Source organism: Psychrobacillus sp. 05T411 (genome assembly GCF_056396485.1).
Map to the genome: position 1 here is coordinate 222,743 of NZ_JBFTLO010000002.1, position 11,717 is coordinate 234,459.

General features: G+C 35.2%; 13 protein-coding genes. 3 read left to right on the plus strand and 10 right to left on the minus strand.

Annotated features, from left to right (window positions below; translation table 11 throughout):
• Positions 1 to 378: 378 nt before the first annotated feature.
• The 10 genes from AC1DFT_RS02545 to AC1DFT_RS02590 all read right to left on the minus strand — a co-directional run bounded on the left by AC1DFT_RS02545 (position 379) and on the right by AC1DFT_RS02590 (position 9,220).
• Positions 379 to 1,050 (minus strand): GNAT family N-acetyltransferase, encoded by a 672-nt coding sequence (locus AC1DFT_RS02545; RefSeq protein WP_477917317.1) that lies wholly within the window; start codon positions 1,048 to 1,050, stop codon positions 379 to 381.
• 117 nt (positions 1,051 to 1,167) lie between these two features.
• Entirely contained in the window at positions 1,168 to 1,656 is a 489-nt protein-coding gene (locus AC1DFT_RS02550; protein ID WP_477917319.1) for a GNAT family N-acetyltransferase, read from the minus strand.
• A gap of 182 nt (positions 1,657 to 1,838) precedes the next feature.
• Positions 1,839 to 2,021, minus strand: a complete 183-nt coding sequence (locus AC1DFT_RS02555) for a hypothetical protein (protein ID WP_477917320.1) — start codon at positions 2,019 to 2,021, stop codon at positions 1,839 to 1,841.
• 28 nt (positions 2,022 to 2,049) lie between these two features.
• A complete protein-coding gene (locus AC1DFT_RS02560) occupies positions 2,050 to 2,457 on the minus strand; it encodes a DUF4181 domain-containing protein (RefSeq protein WP_477917322.1) in 408 nt (135 codons plus the stop codon).
• An 837-nt stretch (positions 2,458 to 3,294) separates the two neighbouring features.
• Positions 3,295 to 4,017, minus strand: coding sequence for an amino acid ABC transporter ATP-binding protein (locus AC1DFT_RS02565; RefSeq protein ID WP_477917324.1), 723 nt, complete (start codon positions 4,015 to 4,017; stop codon positions 3,295 to 3,297).
• Positions 4,010 to 4,666 carry an amino acid ABC transporter permease gene (locus AC1DFT_RS02570; protein ID WP_477917326.1) on the minus strand — a complete coding sequence of 219 codons (657 nt, stop codon included), beginning with the start codon at positions 4,664 to 4,666 and terminating at the stop codon, positions 4,010 to 4,012. The genes AC1DFT_RS02565 and AC1DFT_RS02570 overlap by 8 nt, the downstream gene beginning before the upstream one ends.
• A 39-nt stretch (positions 4,667 to 4,705) precedes the next feature.
• A complete protein-coding gene (locus AC1DFT_RS02575; protein WP_477917327.1) occupies positions 4,706 to 5,506 on the minus strand; it encodes a transporter substrate-binding domain-containing protein in 801 nt (266 codons plus the stop codon).
• 1 nt (position 5,507) lies between these two features.
• On the minus strand, positions 5,508 to 6,812 hold the full coding sequence (locus AC1DFT_RS02580) for an aspartate aminotransferase family protein (protein ID WP_477917329.1): 1,305 nt from the start codon (positions 6,810 to 6,812) through the stop codon (positions 5,508 to 5,510).
• Between the two features lie 296 nt (positions 6,813 to 7,108).
• Entirely contained in the window at positions 7,109 to 7,762 is a 654-nt protein-coding gene (locus AC1DFT_RS02585) for an HAD family hydrolase (protein ID WP_477917331.1), read from the minus strand.
• 69 nt (positions 7,763 to 7,831) lie between these two features.
• Entirely contained in the window at positions 7,832 to 9,220 is a 1,389-nt protein-coding gene (locus tag AC1DFT_RS02590) for an aminotransferase-like domain-containing protein (protein ID WP_477917333.1), read from the minus strand.
• A 142-nt stretch (positions 9,221 to 9,362) separates the two neighbouring features.
• Here AC1DFT_RS02590 and azlC point away from each other — a divergent pair, with 142 nt between their 5' ends.
• From azlC to AC1DFT_RS02605, 3 genes are all read left to right on the plus strand, one after another.
• A complete protein-coding gene (gene azlC / locus AC1DFT_RS02595) occupies positions 9,363 to 10,073 on the plus strand; it encodes an azaleucine resistance protein AzlC (protein WP_477917335.1) in 711 nt (236 codons plus the stop codon).
• Entirely contained in the window at positions 10,070 to 10,396 is a 327-nt protein-coding gene (locus tag AC1DFT_RS02600; RefSeq protein WP_477917337.1) for a branched-chain amino acid transporter permease, read from the plus strand. Before azlC ends, AC1DFT_RS02600 begins: the two co-directional genes overlap by 4 nt.
• A gap of 666 nt (positions 10,397 to 11,062) precedes the next feature.
• Positions 11,063 to 11,653 carry a hypothetical protein gene (locus tag AC1DFT_RS02605; RefSeq protein WP_477917339.1) on the plus strand — a complete coding sequence of 197 codons (591 nt, stop codon included), beginning with the start codon at positions 11,063 to 11,065 and terminating at the stop codon, positions 11,651 to 11,653.
• The last annotated feature ends 64 nt before the right edge of the window (positions 11,654 to 11,717 follow it).

Sequence of the window (11,717 nt, forward strand, 5' to 3'; positions counted from 1 at the left end):
GGCTATTGAATAGGTAATAACCCACGCGAGCTCTCAACTCAAAGGTGGGTTATTTTTTATGGTTAAATGACAGAATTACTACGACTAATGTTGCAAAAGCTACTGCGAACATCAATGCTTCGAATACTGACACCAGCACCACGGGCCCGCACGATGCGGGTCATGCGGATGTTGCCACAGGATGTGGCGCACTTAATCCGCCTTTCCTTTATCCTAACGGGAGTGTTCCAACCACCTCTGAGCTACCTATCTATTATCTTTTCATTATACCACACATACGTTCTATTAAATACTTCCACTCCACTTAGTTAAATTATATCTATTACTGCAATAGATAACTGGGGCTCAATAGTTGATTTTACACTAACCAACAAAAGCTTACTTATCAAAATATTTATAATATGATTCCGTCCTCGCTCTTATCGAACAACCATTATTGAAAAATACTTTTTGCATTCTTTTATTTGTTTCATGCGTGCTTCCTATGTAATAAGAGGCTCCTATTTGTTTTAATTTACATAATGACAAATTATATATAACCGTACTTAGTCCCTTCCCTCTTTCTTCGGGTAACAAGCCAAAATAAAATAGCCTTCCTTCATTTACCGTTCCGGGTTCGATGTGTGTGATTGCTATGCCAATAGGTCTCTCTACCAAATATATTGCGTTACAAGATTTTTTCCACTCTTCCCCTAGTTCACTTTTCACAGAGTCTAGCTGCTCGTCCATTGAAAGGGATGAGGATGCGTTTTCAGATCCAGACATGCACTTCTCCCAAAGCCTCTTGAACTCATCTTCCGAAATGGTCGATTCATCTAATGAACGCCATTCATAATCAGCTATATTAGGAGTAATATCTTGTAGATCTCTAAATACTTCCACTTTTGAGGCATACTTTTCAAAACCGAAGTGAAGCAACATGGTTGAAAGATTTAAATAATGTTCCGTTTCCCTATTAATTAAAGCACCTATTCTTTTAATTTCACATGCCCTTGCTAATGAAATTAAATTTTCGATTGCTCCTTCCAAACTCTTCCCATCAAAACTCATTCTCTCTTTTTCTTGAAGTGTAATATAGTCTGGCATTCCATTTAAAACATGAAACGAGTCCTTTACTAGGTTTTCTATTAGTGAGATTGAAGACATTCAAATGGCACCTCTTTAAAATTAAACTATAAACGTCTGTATTAAACACGGTTCTTCATCGACTAATTCACATTTTTCCTCAAATACTATATTTAATCGTGCATATACCTTCTTCCAAAATGCCACTGCTGGGAGATTTTCAACAAGTTCCATAACAAAATACTTCCCGGGTTTTTCTTCAAACAATTTTTCTAGTACTTCGCTACCTAATCCTTTACCTTTGTATTTATTCAATATAAAAATATCGTTTACGCTAAAATCATTTTCTTTTTTTAAAAAAGGGCGCTCTAAGAGTAGAAAAAAACCTATAGTGGCATTATCATTTTTTATAAAATAGGGCGATATTCCTTCCGTTTTCCAAAACAAATCTAGATCTTCATAAGGAAATAAACCATCTGCCCCAATATCAATATTTGGGGTGAATCTTGAAAGGTCATGCAAATATAAGGAATACATATTTCGCAATATGGGCGCTTCTGTTTCTAAAACTTCCTGAAGAGTAATAGCCATTTTCATTTCCCCTTTTAATGTATAATTACCTTCACCTCACAACGATTTGCCTAGAATAAAACCTCAAGTCAGTTGAAGGATTTCCGCTTGTCTTTCCTTTGTATGGTTGTTTTTTTGTTAAATACCTTACATGTTAAAGATGGCCCTTATCATATGTATCAAATTCATTTTATTACGAGTCATTAAGAAATCTCTTTCTCATTGGCTTTCTCTTTATTCACTTTTAACATTTTCTTTAGCGTAGAATGTATATTCGTTAGGCTAATCAAAATAAGACCTAGCATCACAAAAGTAACAACTTCACCTGTTATAAAAGAAATGATGCCTAACACTACAAAATATAAAGTATATAACCAATTATTCATTATCCAATCACCCTCCCCACTGAAAATATTATCCAATTAAAAATTTCGTTGTAATAAAAGCAAGTATGATAACAATCGGTATCCAAATGGCAAATGTGAAATAATAATAGTGTTCGTTTGATTCTTTGGCATATCGTCTTGCCAAGAAACCTCTGAACCCAAACAAAACGAGCATATATAAAACAAACCATAAATATATTGGAATTGGATTAAGAGGATGATAATCACCATTCTCATATCTCGAAATATTTGCCAAAATACAGCCAATTACAGCGATAACGACAAGTATAACCTCTATAAAAGTTTGATTTTTTGTAAACCTCTTATTAGCTTTAAACTTCTTTGGAAGATGAAACTTCTTTTTAATAAATCGTTCTAACATTAGAGTACTAATAATCAAAAGACTACAAATCAAAATAATTGCTGCCCATTGCATATTACACACACCTTTCCAACTAAAACGGGTTTTCGCCTTTAATAAAGGGAATAAAAACTACATAAAGTGAAGCTAAAAAAAGTAGCCAAAAAATAATAGAACTTGTACGTTCTTTATACAGTTCATCATTACTACTGATAAAAACCCTACGTATCATTGTATAGAAAAAATACAACAAAAACGACACCCCAAACCAATTTACCCAAACATTCCCACTGTAAGAAATGCCAAAGCTTTGGTAAATTATCCGCAATACATTTTCAGATAAAATAAAACCAATAATCAAATAAACTAAAATTTTAAAACCTAGAACAGTGGACATTTTTAAAGTAGCCAGTTTATCTTTCCTCCTTCATTGGACTCTTGCATTCTATTCTACGTCTTCATATAGTAATCTGTTTCATATTTTTGAACTTTGTGTAAATTTTTTATTATATATAGAATGTACAGAACAGATATAGCAAATTGGGAAATTTGAATGGAATGAAACATATATTAAGGAAAATACGACGTATGGCAAAACATCCGCTCTTCAGATATAGAGATCGATTTATAAATGCGCAACATACCAAGCGGTACGCTCAACGTTTACAAACCAAGTCATAGATATAGTCGTCTCACTTCAAGTAAAGAGTTATTTTAAGAATTAGTTGCTTTCATCGGTAATTTGGTTGCTCTCATACTGATCTGGTTGCTATCCGAGTAGAACTGGTTGCTTCCAATGATCGATTGGTTGCCCTAAGCCATTTACTGGATTTAATGTGGTTGCCTACGAAGTAATATCGCTATATCAAAAAAAAAGCAACCCCTTCATAAAAAGGGATTGCTCATTAACAATTATAAAACTTTCTCTAAAAACTCTTTCGCGCGAGCCGATTTTGGCTCCTTGAAAAACTGTGCCGGTGGCGTATCTTCTACAAGCTGACCGTCATCAAGGAATAATATACGATCTGCTACTTCACGTGCAAAGTTCATTTCATGTGTGACAATGATCATCGTCATGCCAGAATCAGCAAGCGACTTCATTACCTCAAGCACTTCTTTTACCATTTCAGGATCTAAAGCGGAAGTCGGTTCATCAAATAGCATAACAGAAGGATTCATCGCTAATGCACGTGCAATCGCTACACGTTGCTTTTGCCCGCCAGATAAGCGGTTTGGATAGGCGTCACGTTTCTCATAAAGACCAACTTGACGTAATAACTTATCTGCTTTTGCAGTAGCTTCCGTTTTTGAAATACCTTGCACATTTCTTGGTGCATAGGTAATATTCTCGAGCACTGTTTTATGCGGGAACAAGTGGAAATGCTGAAATACCATTCCTACATTCTCACGTACTTTCATAATGTTTGTACGCTTGTCCGTTACTACATCTTTACCAATTGTAATGATGCCGCTCGTCGGCTCTTCTAGTAAGTTAATACAGCGTAAAAATGTAGACTTTCCGGAGCCGGATGGACCGATAATGGCAATTACTTCTTTTTCTTTAATTTCTGTTGAAATACTTTTTAGCACTTCATTTTTACCGAATGATTTATGCAAATTCTCTACTTTAATCACTTCTACTCATCCTCTTTTCTAGCTTTTTACCAAGGAATGTTAAAATGAGCGTCATAATGTAATAAATCACACCAGCAATCATTAAAGCTTCTAAATAATGATAGTTCGAACCACCTACTACGTAAGCTCGGCGCATAATATCTAAAGCACCGATTACCGTTACAATAGCTGACTCCTTATTTAATGTGATAAATTCATTCATTAATGCTGGCATAATGTTTTTCATCGCTTGCGGTAAAATAATATCCTTCATCATTTTTGCATATGGAATACCTAATGCAAGGGATGCTTCTTGCTGACCTTTATCGACCGCATTAATACCACCACGAATGATTTCTGAAATATAGGCACCAGAATTTAAACCAAATGCAAGAATAGCTGCTGGCATCGGATCAATATTAATATCAAAAAGCTGAGGAATAGCATAATAAATAATCATTAATTGTAAAACGAGCGGAGTTCCACGGAAAATGGATGTATAAAAATCTGCAATGATCCGTAGTACTGTAACTTTCCCGATTTTGCAAAGCGCCAGTAATATACCAAGCACCATACCTAGTATAGTTGCTCCAATAACGATTTGAAGCGTAACACCTATTCCCTTTAATATATAAGGAATAGAGGGAACGACTGCTTGAAAATCTAACATATCGTTGCCCTCCTTTCTTTTCGAACTATTTAAATTAATTTATTCTGCGTCAACTACAAACCATTTCTGTCTTAATTCTTCCATTTTACCGCTATCAATCAATTCTTGAATGGCTTGGTCAAATTGTGCTTTTAGTTCACTACCTTCTGGGAATACAGCTGCTTTATAGTCGACATCGTCCACTACAACTGGGAAAAAAGTTAAATCGGGATTTCGCTCTACATAATTCTCCGCTACGATATCTTCGATAATTGCAGCATCAAAGCGTTTTGTCATTAATTCTTGTACTACTTCCGGGATTAAGTTACGGCTTTCCACTTTCATATCAACAGTTTTTGCTACTTCTTTTGCAAGATCTTCTTGAATAGAAGAAATTTGCGCACCTACTGTTTTACCAGCTAAATCTTCTACTGTTTTAATGCCACTATCTTTTGTCGTAACTACCATTTGTTGTGTTTCATTATATGGTTCTGAGAAGTCTACTACTTTGTCACGTTCTGGGTTTGGACTCATACCTGCTAGTACGAAATCTACTTTACCAGCTTGGATTGCTGGGATTAAACCATTAAAGTCAATGTTTTCCACTTTTACTTCAAAATCTAATTTCTCAGCGATTAAATTGGCAAGATCAATGTCAAAACCAATAATTTCTTCGCCTTTAGTTGTGTCCACAAATTCGAATGGTGGATAATCCGCTGATGTACCCATCACTAATACTTTCTTTTCCTCTGTTGTATTTCCTTCACTACCGGATGATTTTTCATTGTCTGATTTCGTACCACAAGCTGCTAATACAGCGATTACTAGTACTAACATAATCATAAATAATTTAGTTTTCATATTATTTCTCCTCCATATAACGAATAATTGCCTTTTCCAGCATTTCTAAACCATCATCTATTTGTTCTTTTGTTATGGTTAAAGGTGGAATCATTCGAATTACTTCCCCTTCGTTTCCACATAGATAGAAAAGCACGCCTTCTTCTAATGCATAGTCCAGAATTTTCATCACTGCTTGTCCATCGACCTTACCCGTTTCAGGATTGGAAATTTCGATTCCAATCATTAATCCAACAGAGCGGATATCGCTAATGATAGAGTATTTTGCTTGCAGTTTCTTTAACTGCTCCGTTGCGTATGCTCCTACCACTTTCGAATTTTCCACTAGACTTTCTTCGTGCAGGATTTCTAAAGTTGTTAAAGCAACTGAACATGCAATTGGATTACCACCGAATGTAGTACCATGCATGCCAAGTGGCCATTTTTTCATTAATTCTTTCGAAGCGACTGTCGCACTTAATGGAAGACCAGATGCAATTCCTTTTGCGATTGCCATGATGTCCGGAGTTACACCAAAGTATTGTGCTGCAAACCATTCACCAGTACGACCGAAACCTGTTTGCACTTCATCGAAGATTAATAAAATGCCATGCTCATCACAAATTTCTCGAATCTTCTTTACCCATGCCTTCGGAGGAATGATATATCCGCCTTCCCCAAGCACTGGCTCTAAAATGACACAAGCCACTTCTTCAGGTGTGACTTGGTGCTTAAAGAGACGTGTAAAATCTTTTTCTAGCTGTTCTACACAGTAAATTTCCGGGTCTACTCCAGCTGGACAACCTTTTACGTCTGCATACGGAATTTGATAAGATAAATGCGATGGCTGTAAAAACTTACGATATTTACTTTTAGATGTTGTCACACCTAATGCACCAAGTGAACGACCGTGAAAACAACCAGTAAATGATACGACATACGGACGCTCTGTTACGAATTTCGCAAGTTTTAATGCGCCTTCAATCGCTTCTGTTCCGCTATTTGCGAAGAAAAAGCAATCTAAATCTCCAGGTAAAACATCGCCTAGATTTTTCGATAGCTGTAAAATGGATTCGTACATAATAACGCCAGATGGACCATGTACAAGCTGATCTGCCGCATCTTTAATACTTTGTACAACTTTTGGATGACGATGCCCAGTATTCGCTACCGCAATCCCCGATGTAAAGTCTAAATATGTTTTGCCATCTACACCGTAGTAGTAACAGCCTTCTTCTTTCACAATCGGAATATTTGGATGATCTTTTGCCATACTTGGAGCTAAATAATCTCCCATATTATCATATAATTCTAACCAGTTACTCAAACTGTTCACCTTCACTTTTCCATAAGTTATTCTATTAGATAACAAAGTCCTGAACGCTAACTACTCATATTAGTGGTAGAAAAGTTTCGTCCGTTTTTGACTGTTTTTTTTGACATGTATACAATATAGACCCTTGCGCATAAATATTCAATAAGTTTTTTTGATGATGACAAAAGTTTAAATTGGTCAAATATTCAGCATTGTCCTCTTTGATTTTACAGTTATTATTGAGTATAGTAAATCAAAATTTTATAGGGAGCCATAAATACTATGGCTCCCTATAAACATTCAAATAACTATAGATTAAGCAATTTTGTTTTTAACTCTGTCATGTCATCTATTACCAAATCGGCATGTGCAAGTTCATCCTCTTGTGCAAAATCAAAATTACATCCAATTGCCATTAAACCGTTTGCTTTTGCTGCATTTATATCAGATAAACGGTCTCCCACTACCGCGGCTTTTTTAATATCATACTTTTCGATAATTGTTTTAACTAAATCTCCTTTATCTAGCGTCTGTATTTGTTGAATACTAAATGTTTCGGTAACCCAATGATCCAAATGATAATAATGCACAATTGCTTTTAAGTATTCCGTTAAACCGTTACTCGCTATATAAATGGAATAATTATTCTCTTTTAAATAGCTGAAAACTTCCTTTACATTAGGATATAAAGCACCTTTCCCACTTTTTATATTTTCAATTAATCTTTCTAGAAAATAAGCATCTACTTGCTCTCTTACTTCATTGGAATGATTAGGTAACAAAGCCTCCCATACTTTTGGTAAAGGTACTCCCATAATTTCACGATATTTATCAATAGGGGTAACTGAATCCCATTGTTTTAATGACCGTAAATGGTTAAAAGTATCATCAAGTGATAATTCTAATATTTTATCTGTCTGAAATAGAGTTCCATCCATATCAAAAATGATTGATTGTAACATTGCTTACTCTCCCTTTTTATCCTATCTAAGTAACTGTATTTTTTTGAATATTGATCCTAGCTACTTGTCCTAACCAAGATACTGTTTAAGTTTTTTTAATCCTATTTGTAATTCGTCTAATGAGCTCGTAGAAGAAAGCGCTATACGTAAATAATGATCCTTTGCAGAACGTCCACTCATAAATCGATCGGAATGGAAAACACTTATCCCCATATTTTTCAAGTCCATTTCGATTTGTGAAGAGGTTAAATTTGTTTGAATCGGCAACCAACGATAAAAACTAAGTGGATGTTCGCCTTCACTTTTTGAAGGAAAATAATTTGTATAAATATCATTGGCCATTTGTGCCAGTTGTTTCTTTTGAATAGCGATTTTAGAGGCTACACCAGAAAGAATCAATTCGGTAATCACTTCTGCATCGAGCGAAGAAGTTTTGACATTGATCGTGTAGATGGACTGTAGAATCTTATGATGAAAGGCCTCGCTATACACCATATAGGCTACACGAAGACCTGAACAGATCGACTTAGAAGTCCCACAAATATAGACCGTTTGCTCTGGCAATAAGTTAAACATCGGCTGTTTGTAATCATCTATTATTCCTGAAGTTAAAAAAGCGTGGATATCATCTTCTATTAAGATTAACTGATGTTTACGAATAACTTCTGCTAATTCTAGTTTTCTACGATTTGACATGATAATGGTTGTTGGATTAGAACAGGAAGGCATTAAGAAAATCCCGTGAATTTTCAATTGTGTACAATGCTTGTCTAGTTCTTCTGCTAACATCCCATTCGCATCTCCAACAACTGGTACAAGCTGTATATGTAGTAATTTTGCTAATTCTATAAAGTTAGAATAGGTGTATAAATCCGTTGCTATACGCTGTCCAGGTTCAAATAAAGCTGTTAAGGTGATCGCTAAAGCGTTTTGAGCACCTGACACAACTGCCATACGCTCTTGGTCCGCCTGAATATTAAATGATTTCATCCAATTTAATCCTGCTGTTTTTTGATGTGGAATACCGGTCGGATCATTGTAATTAAGTAGCCTCGTTACATAGTTTTTATTGACTACTTTTTGAAGCGTCTCTTTTACTAGTTCATTCGTTTGTTCAAAGGAAGCGACAAAGGCAAGGTCTAGCATATTTCTCGAACTTTCCGACGAGATAGTAATGGAACGAGTTGCATTTGGTGCCACAAAGGTTCCACTACCTGTTGTCGCGTAGATAAAACCCCTTCTCTCACAAAGTTTATAGGCACGTGTAATTGTTGTGAAATTTAAATCAAGAAAATCAGCCAATTCTCGTTGGGGAGGTAATTTTGTTCCAGGCGCTAAAAAGCCATTCATAATATCTTGTTCCAGTAACGCAGCTATCGATTGATAATATGGCCTTGTTAAATGAGCCTTTTCTGGTTTCCAAGACATCGGGTAATGATCGAACGAATTGACGGGCATTGTAACACCTCTTTCCTTATTTTCCTTATAATTATACACCGAACTTTATAAATTAAATTGTAATCCATACACTTTAATTGTTTTTTGTATGGATTATTAATGCTATATTGAAGCTAGCATAGCATGTAAGGATGTGAAAGAAATGAACAAAAAAGAAGTGATATGGCAAGCTCTTCGTGCAGCTTTCCCGCATACCATTCCTATTTTTGCAGGATTTGTATTTTTGGGTATTGCATATGGAATGTATATGCAATCATTAGGGTTTAACGCAATTTATCCGATTTTGATGAGTCTGCTCATTTTTGCAGGTTCCATGGAATTTTTGGCAGCTAATTTATTATTGATGTCCTTCAACCCATTAAATGCACTGTTACTCACATTAACGGTGAATGCACGTCATTTATTTTATGGGATTTCCATGTTAGAGAAGTATAAAGGGACGGGGAGAAAGAAAGCCTACCTTATTTTCGGCATGTGTGATGAATCTTTTTCTATCAACTATTCTGCTAATATCCCAAAAGATGTGGATAAAGGATGGTTTATGACATTTGTGACCTTATTGAACCATAGCTATTGGGTGCTCGGCTCCACGCTTGGTGGTCTGTTTGGTTCTCTGATTCGCTTTAATACAGAGGGGCTTGAATTTGTCATGACCGCACTATTTGTCGTCATCTTTATTGAACAATGGCGTAAAGAGAAAAAACATTTGGTTGCAACTATTGGTCTGACTACATCTATTATTAGTCTTATTATTTTTGGTGGTAGTGGCTTCATTATCCCTGCTATGATTGCTATTTTAGCAGGCGTAACGATTATGAGAAAAGTTTCCGAACAGAAGGAGGTAACAGCATGAGTTTAAGTATGCAAATTATTACGATTGCCATGGTAGTGTTAGGAACGGTGCTCACTCGTTTTATACCGTTTTTACTATTTTCTACAGGTAAAACCACGCCTCCATATGTTCAATATCTTGGCAGCGTGTTGCCTTTAGCAGTTATTGGTCTATTAGTCATCTATTGTTTAAAAGATGTCACCCTTTTCACAGGTTCCCATGGTATTCCAGAATTGTTTGCAGTGGCAGTTGTGACTGGACTACATCTTTGGAAGCGTAATATGTTGTTATCAATAGCTGCAGGGACAATTGTTTATATGTTACTTGTTCAATTTATTTTTTAAATTCATTCAAACAAAGGGGATCTGAAAAATGAAACAGAAAATAATCGAATTGAGGTTTATCATGAAGATAACTTGATAGCTACTAAGGAGGCTATGTCTTACCGTAAAGATCATTATTTCATTGAATTAGAGATAGTTTACTTCACACTGTGAAAAATCAATTACGCCTCGGCGTAATTGATTAAATTTGTTCTAATTCCTCGTTCCAATTAATAACTTCCGCATCCTCTATGATAGTGCGCCTTCTTTATTTTTTCTAGTGAAAACCCTCGAGAACTATTTTGCACATACCGGCCGATAGTACAATAAGAAATAACGGAAGAGGTAACGGCATGAGTCTAAGCATGCAAATTGTTACGATTGCGACGGTTATATTAGGAATGGTGCTCACTTGTTTTATACCATTTCTATTATTTTCTACAGGTAAAACCACCTCTTCATATGTTCAATATTTAATTCTTCCCAATTCCTAGCTTCATTACAAAGGGGCTCTGCTTATAATAAACTTCTTTTTGTGTAGTTCAAGAACTAAGGCATTTGTCCAATCAAGTCCTCATAACATTAAATAAGAAAATAATTTAGAAGGAGATAATCTGAAATGAGTTGCACTTGTGGCTGAAAATATGGCTCTGCCTGTGACTGCTAGTTATTTTAGGGGGTTTGTGGATGTTATTAATGATAAGTATATTAATAGTATTAGGTTGTACTACTTTCTTGATTTTCAATATTTCTTTCAATAATGAAAAATTAACAGATATGACAGGCATGATAATAGTGATGTCATCGGGAATGATGACAAGTTTGGTTATTGGGTTAATCTCAGGAATAATTTATAAAAATGATTTAACTACTTCAACCATAGTTGCCATTGTTATAAGTTTATTATTTGGATATTTTTTAGGTAAAAGGTTGGGCTTGGTTGTAATAATGGAAGGTATGGCATCTTCACTAATGGGTAGCATGATGGGAGCAATGTTGGGAGAAATGTTACCTCCAGAGAAGTTTCAAATTATGTTAGCGTTTATGGATGGCCTATATATCATAGTTGTATATTTAATCTTTCTACTAATCAGTAATATTTCAAGAAAAAGTAGTGATCAAGCACTTTCTATTAATCATGCTTACACCTCAATTTTCATAATGGTTATTTTAATTGCTATTGTATTAATGACTACTTTTTACGAAATTAATTATCCTGAAAAGCAGATAAATGATCGACCTGTTGAAAACCAAATAAATGAGCATAATCATCATTAAGGTATTATTTTTTTATGAACTAACTTGAGGTTCAAATGAAATGGATACAATCCCTTTTTGTCTT

Bases quoted from the DNA above. Each gene is read 5' to 3' on its own strand.
- AC1DFT_RS02545 (WP_477917317.1), bottom strand. From the start codon at position 1,050: ATGAGTTTTGATGGGAAGAGTTTGGAAGGAGCAATCGAAAATTTAATT.
- AC1DFT_RS02550 (WP_477917319.1), bottom strand. From the start codon at position 1,656: ATGGCTATTACTCTTCAGGAAGTTTTAGAAACAGAAGCGCCCATATTG.
- AC1DFT_RS02555 (WP_477917320.1), bottom strand. From the start codon at position 2,021: ATGAATAATTGGTTATATACTTTATATTTTGTAGTGTTAGGCATCATT.
- AC1DFT_RS02560 (WP_477917322.1), bottom strand. From the start codon at position 2,457: ATGCAATGGGCAGCAATTATTTTGATTTGTAGTCTTTTGATTATTAGT.
- AC1DFT_RS02570 (WP_477917326.1), bottom strand. From the start codon at position 4,666: ATGTTAGATTTTCAAGCAGTCGTTCCCTCTATTCCTTATATATTAAAG.
- AC1DFT_RS02575 (WP_477917327.1), bottom strand. From the start codon at position 5,506: ATGAAAACTAAATTATTTATGATTATGTTAGTACTAGTAATCGCTGTA.
- AC1DFT_RS02585 (WP_477917331.1), bottom strand. From the start codon at position 7,762: ATGTTACAATCAATCATTTTTGATATGGATGGAACTCTATTTCAGACA.
- AC1DFT_RS02590 (WP_477917333.1), bottom strand. From the start codon at position 9,220: ATGCCCGTCAATTCGTTCGATCATTACCCGATGTCTTGGAAACCAGAA.
- azlC (WP_477917335.1), top strand. From the start codon at position 9,363: ATGAACAAAAAAGAAGTGATATGGCAAGCTCTTCGTGCAGCTTTCCCG.
- AC1DFT_RS02600 (WP_477917337.1), top strand. From the start codon at position 10,070: ATGAGTTTAAGTATGCAAATTATTACGATTGCCATGGTAGTGTTAGGA.
- AC1DFT_RS02605 (WP_477917339.1), top strand. From the start codon at position 11,063: ATGTTATTAATGATAAGTATATTAATAGTATTAGGTTGTACTACTTTC.